A 17,942-nucleotide genomic window follows, 5' to 3' on the forward strand; every position below is an offset into this window, starting at 1 on the left:
TAAATTTTAAAAGTTAAACTGTACACCACAGCTCAGGTTTCGAATCGCGGGCAACACTTTTGCACCGGGAAATTGAGGGTCCAACCCTTTATAGTCCGTAATGGTAAATAGATTTTGAGCATGCAGGAATATTTTACAGGCACGTGCGGCATTGTTATGGAAAAGGGCCTTGGGCAGATCATAACTCAATGCCAGGGTCTTTAACCTTATAAAGGATGCGTCCCCGATACCGAAATTGCTACTTTGGGCGTTGCGGTATGCCCTGAAGGCGGTGATGGATTGGGATGCTACTGGCCTTTCCGAATTTTCAATGGTACCATTTTGTACCTTGGAGTAATCCTTTGGGGAATTTCCAAACCTTCCCGGAGCGGAACTACCAGGGAGGTATCCGTCCTGCTTTACAAATTCCCATAAAAAAGTAAGGGAGAAGTTCTTAATCGTGATTTCATTGTTTATTCCTCCATAATATTCCCTTCCTAGATCAGTGACGATTATCCTATCGACATAATCATATCGACCATCTTCATTAACGTCCAATACGCGTTGAAAACCAGTTTCCGTATCTATACCGTCATACTGGTACAACAGGGCTATGTTCAAAGGTTTACCAACCCTATATAAGTTACGGTAAGAAGTCTGTTCCAGATCCGGAAAGTCCAACAGTTTATTATCGGGAATTGTGAGGTTAAGGGATGTTCGCCAATTGAAATGGTCGGACCGTACAATAAGGGAGGACAATTCGAATTCCCAACCTGTATTTTGCACGGTGGCAGGCAAATTGGCCTGAACCAAAGAAAATCCGGTTGTTGCGGGAAGGGGATACCCCACCAACTGATTGGAAGAACGGTTGCGGTACCAACTGGTTCCAAGGTTGACCCTATCCCTAAATAGGCCGAGTTCCACAGTGGCTTCCAACTTTCTATTGGACTCCCACGAATAATCTGGATTTCTCAGTCCTGTGGGATATAACCCTCCTGGGCCCGGTGTGGCCTCATAAGTATCCAAATACCCATAGTCGCCTATCTGATCACTGCCAGTGACACCGTAACTGCCCCTAAACTTTCCGAAGGATAAAAAAGGAAGATTGTTCTTTATAAAATTTTCTTCAGAAAAGATCCAGGCTCCCCCTATTGCCCCAAAATTTGCAAATCGCTTATCAGCTCCAAAACGGGATGATCCATCCCTTCTACCGGTAAGATTAATAAAGTACTTTGCATTCCAATTAAAACCAATACGAGCAAAAAGTGCATTGTATCTATAGGTTGGATTCTGATTTGAAGTTACCGTTACCCTATCTGCTGCGGCCAAATTTCCTATGAATTGCTCATCCGCATAGCCTGTTCCGATTATCCGCAAATCATTGTTGTTGCTTTGCTGAAATGTCAGCCCTACCAAGGCGTCCAATTTTGCTTTACCAACGCTAAGGTTATGTACCAGTTGCGGCTCCAGGATCCATGATTTTCTTTTAGTGAAGGAATGTAGGGACCGATGGGATATCCTATCCCAAAGTGCTGGATCGTATGACCTTATAGGTGTTTTAACTTTCTCTTCACTCTCAAGTGATGTGTACCCCATATTGGCCTTTAAAAGTAACCCGGAGGTCAATTCGTAAGATAGACCAAGGTTGGACACAAGATTATTGGCTTTGGCCCGGCTGCTATTGTTTAGTGTCGCCAAGGGGTTGGTCCAAGTGGAATTCTCCCAATTCAATTGGCCATCTGGGGTATAAAGTTCCGGTGCATTTGGAGAAAGGCTCAAAGCCAAATCCACATAATTGGTACTACTGAACAGATCGTTGTTATCTATACCATAGTTGAGGGATAGGTTCATCCTGAATTTGTCATTTTTTGAGCGATGATCCAGGTTAAGCCCCACCGTTAATTTATCATAGTCAAAGTCTCCAGGAAAAACGTTCCCGGCATTGTGGTAGGATCCTCCCAAACGGAAGGACGTATTCTCAGTGCTGCCCGCTACCGCCAAATTTAAATTGGTCACTACTGCCGTACCACCGAACAACTCCTTTTGCCAATCCGTATAGCTATCCTGATTCCATAGCAGGAGATCCCTTGCATTCACTTCCGTAGGCGTTACCCCATCATTATCAAACGCCTCCCTGCGCAAAGCAAGGTATTGTTCCGTATTTAGAAGATCCATTGTGTTGGAGACCTTACCTATTCCAGAGTATAGGCGCACTTCCATATCAGTTCTTTTTTCATAGTTTTTGCCCCGCTTGGTTGTTATCAGTATTACTCCATTTGCTCCCCTGGAGCCATAAATAGAAGTAGCATCCGCATCTTTCAGGATTTCTATACTTTCTATATTGGAAAGGTTTAGGGTGTTTAAGGGATCCAAGCCCGTTAGGCTGGTCAATCCGCTAAAGCTATATATGGGACTGGAATTTATGGGTAGGCCGTCTATGATATATAAAGGGAGGTTACCATTGTCGTCCAAGGCATTGCGAAGACTATTCTGTCCCCTGATCCTTATGCTTGTAGCGGTTCCTGGAATAGCACTCTGCACCACCTCTACCCCTCCCATGCGCCCTTGAAGGGCCTCTAACGGACTAATAATAGGCTGTAGCTCTATTTCCTTAGCGGTGACCCTACTGATGCTCCCGGTGCGCTCCTTTTCCTTTACCGTATAATACCCGGCATTGACCTCCACCTCCTGAAGCTCGGTGATCTCGGACTGCATTTCTACGTCCAAGGTAGTCCTGCCCAATACGGGCAATTCCCGCGTATGGTAGCCCAGATAGGAAAAGACCAGGATATCCCTATTGTTTACCAAAAGGGAGTACTCCCCATTGGCGTCGGTAAAGGTGCCATTACTGGTTCCCTTGATAAGCACATGCACCCCGGGCATGGGGCCGTAATTGTCGGTAACGGTACCGGAAATCTGGTGCTGTTGTTGGGTATCAAGGTTGGAAAAAGGATTAAAACAATGCCCATGGGGGAAATGGGCAAAGTAAGGTGGGGGAACAAGAAAGCAGATATATAGAAAACATAGGCGTATAACACCCCTGTACTCAAGATTATTTTTCATAATTTTGAAGATTAGATGAAACTTAGTTTTATTTAGTTAAGGCCTTCCAAACTTGTCGGTCAAACAGGGTTTGGGAGGCTATTTTTTGTATATGTTCTATGTCATAGGCAATGGATTTTATTGATTGAACATTATTATTCTTTAGAATATCGTAGTGTTTAACTTTTGATCCGTTGATTTTAGAGGTTCATTGATGATTTGTGTATTATTTCCATATCTACTTTCATTTTTCATTTCTTTTGCTCGGCCAAAAGAAACGAAACAAAGAAAAAGGCGCCTTCTCCGATGAATTTTTTCGACAACTAGGTCGAAAAACCGTAAGCGAAACTCCGCGTCGCTCATTAATTCGCTCCTGCTCCGGAGCTTTCGCTAACTATTCCGCGGATAAGGAATCTTGGCTACGCCAGCTGATGTAAAAAATTAAACACTTTCAGTACCAGGACTTATAAGATTTTCGTCATCTCAAAATCTAGGATCTGTGCAAAGTTGACCCTACTCCATTAGCTATTGGTAATACAGCTAGCGGGCAATGGGCTAACCTAAGGTTATAAGGCTGCTTTGTCGTTATTTGGCCGGATGCCAAAAATGTGTGGATCGTGGATTATGGGATAAAAAGATTTTCGAGTTCCGGAAAAAAGGGTACGACACAAATCCCATAATAATGCAAAACCTATATTGGGTTCTTGGGCTTTTTGGTAAAGAGAATGTCGTACACGGTATGTTGCAATAATGTAGTAAGGTGCCTAGCGGCGGTTTTACCAATAAAGTTACATAAGCTGTGTTTCATAGCTCTTTTAGCCTTTTAATTACTACTTGCAAAACTTCTAAATAGAACAACGCTTGGCATAAAGTGGGCTGTAACTCACTTTAAGGTCCAAGATACTGGTTTAGTACACTCTGATAAGAAAACCCATGCCCCGGGTCATGGGCATCTTGCTTATCATCCCGTGCATTAAGTTACCAGTTTTTAGACCGGGAATCCAAGCGACTGCTTCTAGACTAATTCAAACAAAGAAGAATCGCAAACATATGTTACTGAGACAAATATAAAAAAATAATTAATACGGTAAGATATATCATACCATAATTTTTCTGCATAAATGAGACATTTAGCAAAAGATAAATAGAAGTAAGGTGACTGAAAAGGAAAAACTTGGAAAACATTTATTAAAACTTAGGGAAAAAATATCGAGTAAAGATTATAATAAAGAACACATTTCTCAACAGGAACTCGCTGACAATAATATAGGGTTAACCAAACACTTAATAGGAACTGTCGAAAGAGGGGAAGCGAATCCTACATTAGATAAATTAATCTATTTAGCCAAGGCACTCAATCTAAAGGCAATAAATCTATTTGAAATAGATATTAACGTAGATAAGTATATAAAAGAATTAGATAAAATAGATAATCTTTAGATTTAGACGTACAGTAGATATTGTGTTATATTAATTGCAGAAAGATAAATTTAGGCCAACTCGATTTTTATTAATTGTCAAAGATGCCATTTTTGAAAGGTATATCGCAATTTATGTTATTCATTGTTGGCACCTTTTTATTAAACGGACATCAATAGATCTATAGCCTTTTGACGAATATTTCTATACATCGTCCTAAAATCATCCTCGAAATAATAAATATATAAATCATATTTTTTATCCATTCCGAGAAGCCTTTGGGTGTCCGTTTTTCCTGTAGCAATGTTCGTTCCGCCACCTGCTGTAACTCTTTCTATATGTTCTTCTAATTGCGGAATTGAAAAAGGGATTAAAATTGGCGTATTAAAGAAAGACTCGTGTTCCTCCATTTCTTTTCTAACCATACTTTGGGTCACTTGAAAAAATTTCGGAGTAAAATTTGCATCCATATAGGAGATCATTACTTTGTGTACCCTATAATCAAATGCACCATCATCATTTGTTTTTATTCCTTGAATTTCGGCTGTGCAAAATTCTATTAAATGATCAAGCTTATACTTCTTACTCATAAATAAAATATCTGCTATTATAGTAGATAATTTTTCTTCTTTCTGAGTTAATCGTCTTATTAAAATTGAAATTTCCTCAGTAACTGAGGTTGTTGTATGTTGCTCAGGCAAACTTCTTAACCAGTCATTTATTCTTATGACATCCATTCCAGTTGCCTCCGTATTTGAAGTCCCATTTCTGTAGTAAACAGAACCTGCTTTAAGACCTTTCAAATTTTTGGTTGGTGTCAATGGTAGATCAAATTTTTGAACTAGAAATTCCAATACTCCAAAAACTTTCTCCTGATGATTTATATGATAATAGCTAAAGATTGGCTTGGGAAAAACATTACTGCTAACTTTTTGTTGTAAAGAAGCCTCATCTATATTTGCTTCAATTCCAATTAAGTCTAGTTTTCCGTTTTCTAATTCTTTTATACCAAAAACGATATATGAAGTTTCGTTTCTAATGGTATTTGAAAATGATATTACGTCTTTAATTAAGTGAGAATTTGCCTTTTGTTTCTCATTTTCGAAATCATACATTTTCTTTTTAAAATCAAGAATAGAAGTTTCTGATTGTAAAAGAATATTTTCAAAATCATTATGTAGCCTTACCCTTTTTGTAGCCTTCCCTAAAAATAGGACAGTATAAAATTCGAATTTATTAATTTTAAATTTTAACTGTCACATGAAGAAAAGCAAGTTTAGCGAAAGCCAGATCATTAAGATTCTCAAAGAGATTGAACAGGGACGCGGAGTGCCCGAAGTTGCCAGGGAACTCGGCATCGACAAGAGTACCATTTACTATTGGCGCAAGAAATATGGTGGCATGGAAGTGGCCCATATGAAACGGCTGAAGGAGCTTGAGGATGAAAACCGCAAGCTCAAACAGATGTATGCGGATGTAAGTCTGGATGTACGTATGCTAAAGGACGTACTGTCAAAAAAGTTCTAGGGCCTTCCGACAAGAAGCACCGTACCAAATACCTACAAGAGGTGTATTCGGTCTGTGTATCGCGATCCTGCGAATTGATCGGGCTGGCCCGTTCCATGTGGTACTACCACACGCAAAAGGACGATACCGACGTCATCGATGCACTATCAAGATTGGCGGAAGAACTGCCGACAAGGGGCTTTGAGGTGTATTACAAACGGCTTCGTCGAGAAGGCCATAAATGGAATCGAAAACGTGTACTGCGAGTCTATAGGAAGATGGGGCTAAAGTTGCGCAGAAAACATAAGAAAAGACTGCCCCCAAGGGAAAAGAACCCTTTGGATGTACCAACAATGATCAATGAGGTATGGAGCATGGACTTCATGGCGGACGTGCTTTCGGACGGAAGAAAAGTAAGGGTGTTCAATGTTATGGACGATTGCAACCGTGAGGCATTGGCCATGGACGTAGGGCTTAATTATCCGGCCAGAAAGGTCGTGGAGACCTTGGAAAACTTGGAAGAGGAAATAGGTCTCCCAAAAACGATACGTTGCGACAACGGTCCGGAGTTCATCTCCAAGACCTTGGCCGAATGGTGCAAAAGGAAAAGGGTCGAACTAAGGTTCATTCAACCTGGAAAGCCCATGCAAAATGGTTATATGGAACGCCTGAACCGGTTTTATAGGGAAGATGTACTGGATGCATTGTGGTTCAACGATCTGCACCAGATAAGAACCCTGACCGATAAATAGAGGGAGGACTACAACAGGAAGCATCCCCACTCCGCTTTGGGAGGTATACCACCTAGGGAATACAAAGACCGTTTCGGGGAAGAATTCTTCCCCGAAACGACCAATATTAAAGAAAAATTGTTGAATTTAGAGATGTCCTAAAAAGGGTAAGGCTACAAATCCTCACTTTTCTTTGTACTGTAATATCCTAAACCACCTATTAATATAGCACCAACAAGTGTTACAAGTAAAATTTTAGGTCCATATTTTTGATCTTCATATATTATACGACCTCTAACGCCAGGAGATAATAAATCGCCTTTTATTTCCTTTATTTCAATTTTTTCCTTTTCAGGTTCTATAAGAAAATAACCGCCTATCAGAATTCCGATAGCAAGCCAAATCACTAAAACCTGTTTATAATTTATCATATTTGAAGATGTTCAAAGAATTATAATATGTTGTTTTACGTTATTTACAACGCTTGAGCTAAGTGTAGTGCGGAGGAAAGGAAACTTTTCGTTTCTGTCCGCGCACTTAGCTAAAGCTTTTTGCCTGCCCGTACCTAACGGCTACGTTAGGGCGGGTTTAGTTTTATTTTTTTCTTGTCCAAAGCTTAATCTATAAGATTTAGCGACTTTATAAATATTCACAGACCTTTAGGTTAGCCCTAAAGTCAGTATTGCGCTTATGTTTTGTTGGCAAAAGTTTTCAATAGATTTTTATTGTGTCTAAAGTTTTGTTTAATTCCTCCTTTTGATGTAAAAATTCATCAGTAAAGCAGTTCTTAATTTCTTCTTTGATTCTGTTTTTTAAAGAACTATGAATGCTTCCTACTTCATTTAATTCTATAATAAGGCCAGACATACCATTTTGTAAATCGTAGATATTAGAATTTTTATTTCCTCTTCTTATTATTTCTAAAAACGACTCAATATCATTTAATGTGTATTGTTCGTGAAAGGGATGATTTTTTAATCTTCTATAATCATAAACATCATTAAATCTTTCAAATCGTGAAGTATCTAATTTTCCATTAATGCGTTTTTCTAAAAAATCAGTTTTATAGTCTATTTTCTGCTTAGAATAAGTTAAGTCATTTATTTTATTCAAAGTTTTTTTATTCATTCTGATTACAATAAGAAAGAAGATTATTAAAGTAATCAAGAACCATAATAAATTTATTCTAAAATTCAGCAAGTCTAGTGTCCATTGAATAGAAGAGTATATATTCAATCCTTTTAACATTCCAAAAATCACAGTGATAATCCAAACAGTTAGTGTTGCTACTAAAGTTGCAATTATCTGTATTTTAAGTGATTCATTCTTAAAATAACTTCCAATTTTCTTAAACATATATTATAATTTCAATTTAAATAACAGTTATCAACTAGCTTTATTAAGGCCCATAGTTTACACAAGTTTTTATTCCACGAATTTCTTAATCATTCTATTTTTAAAGTCTTCGTAAAATTCCCTTAATTTTATATAGTTAGGATTTTCAATTTCGCTCAAATTGTGTAATTCTGTGTTTAGGAAATCAGATAATTCAGATACTTCCACAGAATTTTCGTCAGAGCGAGTGTACATTAAATATGCTGGAATTCTATGACCTCCAAAATCGTCGATTATATAATATCGTAAATCATTCAAAATTCCAGAGAAGAGGTAGTTTTCCAAACCTAAACCTTGGTTTCGTGATAATTTTAATCCCTCTTTGACTTTGTTTATTTCGGTAATGTAGGCCTGTATTTGGCTGTACATAGAGTTTTTAGCTTTTCTACTATACTTTTTATCTTCTATTTCTTGAAGTTCATTTATTTTTTCTGCAATTTCAGCTTCGACTAGATCGAGTTCTCGTTTAAATTCTACTACTTTGCCATCTCCATTCCAAACATCTATTTGTATTTCTAAAGTGTTCTTGGTTTTTTCTAAGTCAACCAATTTCTTTAATAATTCTATTTCGCTCATTTTGTTCAAATTTGTGGTAAAGTTTTAGCTATGAATAGTAGGGGAGCAAACTAGCGTTTGCTTTCCGCCACGCACACAGCGAAATCTTTTGGTTTTGTTTTTTCTTTTTTTGTGTCAAAGCGAAATCCCAAAGATTTCGCAACCTCATAAAAATACGCAAACCTTGGCGTTTAAAACCTAAGCTCGTATTGTTTATAGGTTTTTGTAAAAAGTTATTTATTTCTCAATGTTTTTCAAAAGAAGCTCCTTCAAATAAGACTGCATTACTTTTTCTTCTTGTTTTATTTCCTTAAACAGGTCGATTTTTGTTTGGCGAAATTCATCACTTAAAACTGAAACATTTTCGTAATACTTTTTGTGTAGTTCCATTTGCTTAGATGATTCCGTGTATTCTTTTTCAAGATTTAATTCTAGGAATTGTAGTCCAATTTTCCCAAATGATAATTCCGTAAGAGTTTGTAATTCCATACATTTCATAACGGCTTGATGCGTATTTTTTGAAAACTCCGCTATATCTAAGAATAATTCTGCATTACCTCTAGCATTATCTGTCTTGATTTTTTTAATATTTATTTGGTCAAAATAAACATCGATACTTTCGAAATTTTTAGAATTAATTACTGATGGGTACAGATCTAAAAGAGAATTTCTCCAGTCAAAGTAAGCGGTGCTATAATCCATGATAGCTAATCTCTCATTATAGTTTATATCAATTTTACTTCTAGTTATAATATCAATTTCAGCTTTTACTCTTTCCACTTTATGAGTTAATTCTTCGACGTGTTCCTTAAGAGCTATTTGCTTTCCCTGTTCCGAAAAATAACTCTTAAAAAAAGCCAAATACAAGCCAATTACGATTAAAACAATTTGGAGTATGATTTGTATTGTTTCTGTACTCATGAATTTTTATAATTGTTTACAACGTTTAGTATAAAAGAAGTAGGGCTGTAAATAAGCAATTACTTTTCGGATTATCCACAAGCCAAATCTTTTGCATTTTGATTTATATTATTTTACTGAAAGCCAAATCAAAAGATTTGGCGACCTCGCAAATATGCCTGAAACATTGGATTTAGCACATACTTGCCCTATTTTTTTTATACAGTGTTATGGGCAGGGTTTTTCCGTCATTTTACCGTAAACTGTTCCGTCAAATTCGGATTGGTTTTTTCCGTATTCCAATCTAATTATTTTACCACAATTTACTTGTAATACAAATGCAAAATCTTCCATAGTTGCAAACATATTTCCCTTTCCATTTTTAATATGAGCCAAATAGCCTGGTAAATCTTTTTTTAGCGGTTCGATTTCGTCGCCAACACTATATTTTGGGATTGTTTTCGCAACAATATTATCTCGAATTGCATCTGGCACAAATCGATAGGCGATATTCGGCGCAACCAACGGAAAAAGGTAAAGGAACAATCCAAGGAATAAAAGTGGCGATAAAAAAAAGCCCATTTTAATTATTGGTTTTCCAAATAATAAGTCAACAACTTTTTTGGATTTAATTAGATTTATATACGCAAGTCCGAAAATAAATCCGACTAATAAAGCTTGTGGGAAGAACATTAAAACTAATTCAAAACTTTGAAATAATGAGCCGACAATTATTGCGTATGCTATTCCAGCATAAAGAATAGATAATGGGATAAAGATTATCGTTTTAAATATTGGATCGGAATGATTTAGTTTTTCTATCGGCCAAATCAGAAATAATACCCACGTCAGAAAAATAAATAAGCCTGACCAAAAAATAATGACTCCGCTATCCGTTGCTTTTCCGTCTTCAATCACAATATAAATTGCGTTGGCGATGTTCATAAATGCCCACGCAATCGTGGTGGCAAAAAAGCCAATAGTTTGCTTTGTATCATTTATTTTCGAGATGTTCATTTTGCCTTGCCCATAACAATTGTATATAATTACTAGTGTGTATATTCCTATTATAGGTCTAATTTAGTAAATCTTTCTTTGCCCTAATATTAATTGGGAGCTAACTGTTCTAAATACCCCTACCCTATTTTGGTCCATATAGCCTTCCTGGGCTCACTTTATGATTGACATAAAGAAGAACATTTATTTGAAAACTAAGTCGTGGAAAACCGTAAAGAGGTGGTTTGTGCTAACACCTTTTAATCCAAGTATTTTATCAAACCCGCACCAAAATATAAGACCGACAGACTTATAAGAAGACAAGGAAACAATCCAGTGCCGAATCCAATTGGAAACCCGTGCTTTATCATGATAAAAACAAAGTAGATGATATACCCAAATCCAAATTTAAACATACGCTCTTTATTATTCATCTTTTTTGTCAACGTAACTATAAAGTAAGGTAGAAATATACTTAACATCAATCCACCAAATCTGCTGTTAAGATTAGCGTTTGAATCTAATGTTAAATAACCTATCATTCCCATTAACATCATATTTAATGCTAAAAGGAAAAATTTATTTATAATTAATACTCCAATATTATTTGTCATTGAATCCTCGTTAGGAATCAATTCCGAAATATCGATCTGTAAAACATCGCAAATAAGGTTTAGAGTTTTACCTCGTGGTTCACTTTCACCACTTTCAATCCGCTGAATAGTTCTTATGTTTATATTTGATTGTTCAGCTAATTCTTCTTGAGTCAGTCCTTTGCTTTTCCGGATTTCGCTTATTTTTTTTGCAATTTTATTCATATCACTTATACAATTATTCAACCCTAAAAGTAAATTTTAAATTGATTATGGATAACGGTAATAGTCTGATTTATGCACGACATTTGATTTGTCAGCTAATGTCGTAAAGTGGCAAATCAATGTTATGTAACATTATGACTAAAGCTTAACGTATTGTACTTGCTTTTTTGTTAAACTCTGAATCCCAAAGATTTCACGTTCTTATAAAAATACGCAAACAATAAAATTCTGGTCCAAGTCCATATTATTTGTGAGTTGTATTAGTAACTGGCAATTTCTCCTCTAGTTTCAGACAGATTCATTGTCATGGATATAGCCTCTGTTTCCACCCAACTATCATATTCCTTTGCCGCATATAGTCTCTGGGAATCCTCTATATAACCTTCTTCGGATATTTGCTTTAATCCAGCTACCTTACTCCAAATACCTACTTTAGACTTAAAATCCTTTCTATCCCGAGTATAGTATTCATCGGAATTTAATGTTTGTATATTTTTAAGCCCAATTTCCTGAAATAAAGAAGGCAAAGAATCGGCTATTTCATTATTCATGCCCGCATTCTCCCTCCATTTAAGAAATGCTTCAAAGAATTCAATCATGCTCTGTGGTGGATCTGGGTTCCATTGAATTTTCTTGTGATTATAATCCAATATTGATATAACACCATTGGGATTAAGTAATGATTTCATTTTTAACAGAGCTTCTTTCGGATTGGATAACCACTGAAGCATTCTAGCAGAAATAATCAAATCAAACTTCTGATCGGGATTAAAATCAAATATGTCTGTAGAGATCAGCTCTAAGTCCTTTATATGTCCATAATTAGCAATTCCATTTTCTATAAATTTAGGGTCCTTATCAATCCCAATTATTTTTCCGCCATTTCCAATGATAGCCGCAACATCCTTGGAAATAGCTCCCGTTCCGCAGCCCACATCAAGTACTCTGATATCTTTTCTCAATAAGGGTTTTAAAGTACGATAATCTACTTCCAATGATCTATTATTATATATTTCTGACCCTACTTTGGAATCTCTTTTTACGATTTTGTTTAGTTTCATTTTGGATTTCATGAATTTTGGTTATGGTTATCACCAACATTATACGCCCATTCTGACCGGAAAAATTCTTGGTTATTACGTGTAGTCCTTGATTTCAGTTGAAGGCAATAATCTGGAGTCTTCCAATGCAGCAGTTCTATGTCCGGCATTTTTTAAGTAACCCTTATTTTGGGCAAACTCCATAAACTTCAATACAGACTCGTGCTCAACTACCAAAACAGCATCCCAATTTTCGGATTCAGGTCCAATTAAGAAATTATTACTTTTTCCGTAATAGATGATTCGGCTTCCAGCTTTTTTTAATTCAGGAAAAGTTTTTTTCAGATACACTTGGTAGGCTTCCTCACCCTTAATTTCATCCTTGGGTTTTATTTCGCTAAAGTTTGTATAATCAGCTTTTTCACGAAACTTCAGCAAGTTCAACATTACAATTTTTCCTTTAGCGTGAAAGTCCTGATAAAACCTCTTTCCGGACTCGGGATTTGCATTGATATATTTTTGCATATAATTTAGGTTTTAATTTAAGTTGCGCTTAACATTATAGGATTAAACCATGTAGCCAAAGTTGCTATTTTATTTTATTCGACATTGATCTATTCCGTGTCTATTTTGCCAGTTCTTAGATATGAAAATTTGATTTCTTTATTTTTAACAAGTTATGGATTTCTGACTAGGCCCAGGTACAAAATAATAACTAAGTCTGCGTGTGGTCGGTACTGCCAGTCCCTCATATAATGCGGGAGCCAAACTTGAAGACTTAGTTTTAGTTGATAGTATTTTATCCAGTCTTCTTTTTATGATAATTATTGAGTTTATTTCAAGAAATCCGAAATGGCTTTCGTAATTTGCTCAGGCTTCTCCTCTGGAAGAAAATGCCCGCAACCTTCTATCTCCATCATTTCATATTCAAAAACATTCTGAGAAAGAAAACTATCTAGGATGTCGAGAGTAGCAGATGACGCAATTCCCTTGGTAGGATTTTTAATTTTAGGATAGGTCTTCTGTTCTGCAATATCTTCTCCGAAGGTTTGATACCATGCATTTGAGGCACTTATGTTTTCTCTGTTATTATAATGATAACTGTACACTGAGCGGTCAAAATCATTGATGGCATCTTTATTTATAAGTAGCTTGTCCAAAAGATGGTTGATCAACAATTGGAAACGACCTTCCAGCAATTGGACAGGCAATTCGCTTAACTGATTAAAAGCTACCCACCAAGGATATACTGGTAGTCCTACAGGCAACATAGGAAGTTTGTACATGTTTTCATCGGGAGGTGGGCTATCTAAAAGAATCAATTTATTAATTCTATCAGAGTGATTGACCGCAAACGAATAAGCTACATTGGCACCAATATCATGCCCGACAATATGAGCTCTGTCGTATCCTAAAGCTACCACCAATTCTCTGATATCACCAGCCATATTTTTTTTGGTATATCCCTCTTTTGGTTTATCACTATCCCCCATTCCACGAAGGTCAACTGCAATTACAGTATAGTTTTCAGCAAGAGAGGGCATTATATGGTGGTAAGACCACCAGGTCTGAGGCCAGCCTGGCAATAGTATCAAAGGTTCTCCACCTCCTCCCTTCACATAATGAATATTTATTCCATTAACTTTTTGAAAACAACTGGAGAAACCAGGCATTTTTTTGATAAGACTTTCTGTTGAATATTGATTCATATTGTTAGGTTTTATTCTTTTAATCCGATAGCTCCTTTGAAGGAAATCCAAGCAAACTTCTTACTATCATTCTTGGCCACATCCCCTGACTCAACTGCATAAATCGTAGTTTCAATTATTGATCCGAACAAATTAAAAATCCAATTAATGGTTAGTTCATGGTTAATGCGTTTTTCATTTTGAAGGTTCTTGATTATTTTTAACCATCTGGTTTTGACGTTATCGGATTCAAATTCATTTTTACTTTCTAAATCCGAAAAACTACTATTCTCATAGAATCTTTTGATGAATGAATATTTTGCTCCTTGTTCAATTGCAGCAAACAGCATATTCCTAAGTTTTTTGATTTGGTCATCATCACTTTCATAGGCTTCATTCATTGCCTTATTGCAACTTTCGAGCATCTCGTTTTTACAGCTTTCCATTAAGTTTTGGCGATTTTCAAAGTATCGATGCAGCGTTCTGCGAGTAACCCCAGCTTCTTCAGCAATTTTCTCCAAAGAAATCGATTCGTTACTCTGAAAGCATTTTACTGCGGCGGACATAATTTTAGTTTTTGTATCTAGCATGTCGCAAATATATGCAATATGTCACATTATTGTGACATATTGCATAGTAAATCTTTATCGTTGCCAAAATTCATAACTTAAAGGTTAATGGCACTATCGTCCACTACCCTATATTTTTAAGGAGTATTACATTCATTGGCAAGTAAGTAGAGGGAAACGGTAAATGAGGTGTAATTTAGATTGAACCGATAATAATTGCTGGCCACGGATTCCTATAAAATCCCCGGGATTAAAGCTGAAAATCCAATACCTCATTATTGCCATTAAGAATGGATAAAAAATAATTTTCAGATTTTAGTAATTGGACTACTGCTTTTAATAGGGGTCATTGTTGGAGTTTCGCTGTTTTTCTCATTGGTTTTTGGGTTGATAATAAAGAAGTAAGGCACCGCTATTGAAAGTTTTTGTCTTAACGAGTTTAAAAATAATCCTGTCGTTTATTTCTTCAAAGAATGGCAAACCTTTTCCTTCCACCATTGGATATATGCAAAGTTGAAATTCATCAATTAAGTTAAGTTTCAGTAGTTGTATAATTAAACTGCGACTACCAACAAGAATATCTCTACCTGATTGTTTTTTGAGTTCTAATACTTCATCTCTTAAGTCACTTCTTGCCAAGGTTGCACTTTTCCAATCTACATTTTTAAGGGTATGAGAGAATACAATTTTGGGGATTTTGTCAATGGCTATTGCAAAGTCGTTCATTGATTTTTCTTCGGAAGGGTTTTCTAAAACCGCTCGCCAAAATTCCATAAGTTGGTACGTAGTCCTGCCATACAATATTGCGTCTCCCTGTCCTAATAGTTCTGCATAATGCTGATGTAATTCTTTATCGGGAATTCCTGCAGTGTGGTCACAAATTCCGTCAAGTGTCATATTTAAAGCTCCAATTATTTTACCCATATTTTATCTGTACAACTTTTGATTCAAGAAAGCCATTTTTCCAATGACCGCCAACAATTGAATATAGGTGTTGACTATAAATCTTTTGTAGATCTAATTTAATGAATCTTTTTTGTTGGCCGGGTTATTAATTAAGGGGGGCTTATTAACTTTACTTCTTCTCCCCTATTTTGGTTAAGTCGAGCCTTCCCTGGCTAGCCTAAAGAAAAACAATTCCGAGAAAAGAAAGTTGCGGGAAAAGGCATTTGAGGGGGAAATTTAGATACACCCTTAAAAATATGCTGGTTATGGATTTAAAAATTGTTCATATGGGTTTATGGGCATCCCGGAAGAAAATGAATACTATTCTGACAAATTACCTGTATGTCAATCTTTATATTCTGAAAGCCGTTTAATTGAACACCTAATAAATAAACAAAAGGCCAAAAAGAGTAACTGGATTGCCACCTACTGAATAGGAGATTCCACGTGTCTTATAAGGGCAATGAAATCATCTTTTATACCATCGCAGATGGTAACGGAGTTATGGGTGCAATTTTTTAAGGCAATAGGATCGAAGCTATTGATTTTAATTTTTGAAGGCTTGAATTCCTTGCACTGTAAATGGGTAAACATATTCAATGCAGCTTTAGAAGTCGCATAAGCAGTCATACAATAGTTGGAATAGCAGAATTCGTCATCCCGCATTTTATTGATATCGCCCAATGCACTAGTTATATTAATAATACTGGGATCTATACCTTTTTCAAGCAAAGGCTTCAATACCTGGATAATCCTGATGACTGCGAATAAATTTGTCTCATATACAAGCCTTACCTCATCTAGGTTGATTTGATCGATTTTTTGACCAAAGCCATTGGCTATTTCAGCATTGTTGACCAAAAGGTCCAATCTCCCATATTCAGAATCTATTTTTGTTTTTAATTCCAATAGGCTTTCTGCTGATGTGAAATCTGTTTTTACCAACTTATAGTCTTGAAGAATTCCTCCATCTTGAGAAAGCAATTCGAAACTTTTCTTACTAGCAGCAAGAATTACATTATAATTATTGTTCAATAAAATATGGGCAAATGATTTTCCCAACCCATTACCGGATTCTGTGACAACTGCAATTCTATTAACATTCATGGCAAAACTATTTAACTCTACAAATTTAACTAAAAACAATCTCAAAAAATAACCACTTTTCTTTAATAAATGACCCAAATAGTGACTTACTGCACTGTATCCGAATTACAAATATAAATCGCTCTCCATCAATTCAATTGACGAAATTTATTTGGTGTCGTACCACTTAACTTTTTAAAGAATCTCGTGAAATGGGTGGGTTCTTGAAAATTGAGTCTATAGGCAATTTCCGCTATATCCAGGCCTGAAAATTTCAACAGGCTTTTACTTTCAACTAGTAGCCTTTCCTGAATGATATCCTTGGCGCTTTTACCTGTTAATTTTTTTACCGTAGTGGTCAGGTAATTCGGTGTAATGTTGAGTTGATCGGCATAATCACTGACATTCTTGGTATCCACATACATTTTATCAACTAGGGTTTCAAATTTTTGGGTTATCATTTGTGCACTTGTCAAATGATTTTCAGTCGTTTTGTAGCGCTCATAAACTGCTTTACAGTAATACAAAAAAGTGAGCAACATGCCTTCCAGCATTTTTTCTTGGTAGGGATGAGGATTCTTAAATACAGAATGCATTCTTTCGGCATCAAAATAAAGGGATTCGTGCTCCTCTTTTGTCAAGACCAACACTTTGTTTTCTGACATTTTTAAAAACGGGAAATCCTCAATTAAATTAGGGACTACATGCATCAAAAATTCCTTTTTGAACATAATATTAAATCCAGCTATTTTTGCATCCCATACCCACGAGAAAACTTGCCCTGGTACTACAAATAATAATGGATATCCATCTAGACTAAGCCAGTCAGTGTTCAGATTCAATTTGCTTTCCCCAACATAACTTAATAGACCTATATAATAAAAACCTTGTCGATAAGGTGGCATGCATCGCCTTGTGGAAGGCTCCAACCTTTCGAAGGCATACACATCAAAATTAGGGATGTGGCTTCTATGGGGAAATCCAATCGCTTCATGAAAATCATTGCTTGTTTCAAAAACAGGAATTTCGGTTTTTATCATCATATAAAATTACAAAATAATGGTCTTAAAGTTGGGCCGTCAGTCATTAAAATAGTTAAATGAAACAAATCAATATAACTCCATATTTGCATATTTCACCACTCGTTTTAAACCTATCCAATACCCTGACCTTATACTGATATCCAAGCGAAATACTTATCCATTAGTGCAAAAAATAATTTTATTTTCGCGAAAAAGGGAACTGCCATATTCCTCACAGAAAAATGGCAGTC

Annotated in this window: 16 protein-coding genes and 1 pseudogene; 2 read left to right on the plus strand and 15 right to left on the minus strand. The window is 36.1% G+C overall.

What is annotated here, in order from left to right:
* Window positions 1-6 precede the first annotated feature (6 nt).
* Window positions 7-3,042: a SusC/RagA family TonB-linked outer membrane protein gene (locus KO529_RS13450; RefSeq protein WP_215948387.1), complete on the minus strand. Its 3,036-nt coding sequence runs from the start codon at window positions 3,040-3,042 to the stop codon at window positions 7-9.
* A gap of 1,134 nt (window positions 3,043-4,176) precedes the next feature.
* On the opposite strand from KO529_RS13450, the gene KO529_RS13455 reads away from it, so the two are divergent.
* Window positions 4,177-4,461, plus strand: coding sequence for a helix-turn-helix transcriptional regulator (locus KO529_RS13455; RefSeq protein ID WP_215948388.1), 285 nt, complete (start codon window positions 4,177-4,179; stop codon window positions 4,459-4,461).
* Window positions 4,462-4,601: 140 nt separating this feature from the next.
* On the opposite strand, the gene KO529_RS13460 is transcribed toward KO529_RS13455, so the two are convergent.
* A complete protein-coding gene (locus KO529_RS13460) occupies window positions 4,602-5,681 on the minus strand; it encodes an AlbA family DNA-binding domain-containing protein (protein WP_354667783.1) in 1,080 nt (359 codons plus the stop codon).
* 19 nt (window positions 5,682-5,700) lie between these two features.
* Between KO529_RS13460 and KO529_RS13470 the strand changes: the two are divergent.
* Window positions 5,701-6,839, plus strand: a pseudogene (locus KO529_RS13470) (IS3 family transposase).
* An 11-nt stretch (window positions 6,840-6,850) separates the two neighbouring features.
* Here the strand turns inward: KO529_RS13470 and KO529_RS13475 are convergent.
* The 13 genes from KO529_RS13475 to KO529_RS13535 form a co-directional block, all read right to left on the minus strand.
* Window positions 6,851-7,108: a hypothetical protein gene (locus tag KO529_RS13475; RefSeq protein ID WP_215948390.1), complete on the minus strand. Its 258-nt coding sequence runs from the start codon at window positions 7,106-7,108 to the stop codon at window positions 6,851-6,853.
* Between the two features lie 280 nt (window positions 7,109-7,388).
* Window positions 7,389-8,033: a hypothetical protein gene (locus KO529_RS13480; RefSeq protein ID WP_215948391.1), complete on the minus strand. Its 645-nt coding sequence runs from the start codon at window positions 8,031-8,033 to the stop codon at window positions 7,389-7,391.
* Window positions 8,034-8,102: 69 nt separating this feature from the next.
* The gene (locus KO529_RS13485; protein ID WP_215948392.1) at window positions 8,103-8,648 is read right to left on the minus strand and encodes a hypothetical protein; all 546 of its coding nucleotides are present in this window, start codon (window positions 8,646-8,648) and stop codon (window positions 8,103-8,105) included.
* Window positions 8,649-8,864: 216 nt separating this feature from the next.
* Complete coding sequence (locus tag KO529_RS13490; RefSeq protein WP_215948393.1) at window positions 8,865-9,548, minus strand: hypothetical protein; 684 nt, start codon at window positions 9,546-9,548, stop codon at window positions 8,865-8,867.
* A 207-nt stretch (window positions 9,549-9,755) separates the two neighbouring features.
* Window positions 9,756-10,544: a hypothetical protein gene (locus KO529_RS13495; protein WP_215948394.1), complete on the minus strand. Its 789-nt coding sequence runs from the start codon at window positions 10,542-10,544 to the stop codon at window positions 9,756-9,758.
* 239 nt (window positions 10,545-10,783) lie between these two features.
* Window positions 10,784-11,341, minus strand: a complete 558-nt coding sequence (locus tag KO529_RS13500) for a helix-turn-helix domain-containing protein (protein ID WP_215948395.1) — start codon at window positions 11,339-11,341, stop codon at window positions 10,784-10,786.
* Window positions 11,342-11,601: 260 nt separating this feature from the next.
* Window positions 11,602-12,402 (minus strand): class I SAM-dependent methyltransferase, encoded by an 801-nt coding sequence (locus KO529_RS13505; protein WP_215948396.1) that lies wholly within the window; start codon window positions 12,400-12,402, stop codon window positions 11,602-11,604.
* A gap of 75 nt (window positions 12,403-12,477) precedes the next feature.
* Window positions 12,478-12,906, minus strand: a complete 429-nt coding sequence (locus KO529_RS13510; protein ID WP_215948397.1) for a DUF1330 domain-containing protein — start codon at window positions 12,904-12,906, stop codon at window positions 12,478-12,480.
* A gap of 308 nt (window positions 12,907-13,214) precedes the next feature.
* Window positions 13,215-14,090 (minus strand): alpha/beta fold hydrolase, encoded by an 876-nt coding sequence (locus KO529_RS13515; protein ID WP_215948398.1) that lies wholly within the window; start codon window positions 14,088-14,090, stop codon window positions 13,215-13,217.
* 11 nt (window positions 14,091-14,101) lie between these two features.
* The gene (locus tag KO529_RS13520) at window positions 14,102-14,659 is read right to left on the minus strand and encodes a TetR/AcrR family transcriptional regulator (RefSeq protein WP_215948399.1); all 558 of its coding nucleotides are present in this window, start codon (window positions 14,657-14,659) and stop codon (window positions 14,102-14,104) included.
* 351 nt (window positions 14,660-15,010) lie between these two features.
* Window positions 15,011-15,562 carry a dihydrofolate reductase family protein gene (locus tag KO529_RS13525; RefSeq protein ID WP_215948400.1) on the minus strand — a complete coding sequence of 184 codons (552 nt, stop codon included), beginning with the start codon at window positions 15,560-15,562 and terminating at the stop codon, window positions 15,011-15,013.
* 447 nt (window positions 15,563-16,009) lie between these two features.
* Complete coding sequence (locus KO529_RS13530) at window positions 16,010-16,690, minus strand: SDR family NAD(P)-dependent oxidoreductase (protein ID WP_215948401.1); 681 nt, start codon at window positions 16,688-16,690, stop codon at window positions 16,010-16,012.
* A 128-nt stretch (window positions 16,691-16,818) separates the two neighbouring features.
* Entirely contained in the window at window positions 16,819-17,712 is an 894-nt protein-coding gene (locus KO529_RS13535) for a helix-turn-helix domain-containing protein (RefSeq protein ID WP_227020828.1), read from the minus strand.
* Window positions 17,713-17,942 lie beyond the last annotated feature (230 nt).

It is taken from the genome of Arenibacter algicola (assembly GCF_018860365.1).
Taxonomy (GTDB): Bacteria; Bacteroidota; Bacteroidia; order Flavobacteriales; family Flavobacteriaceae; genus Arenibacter; species Arenibacter algicola_B.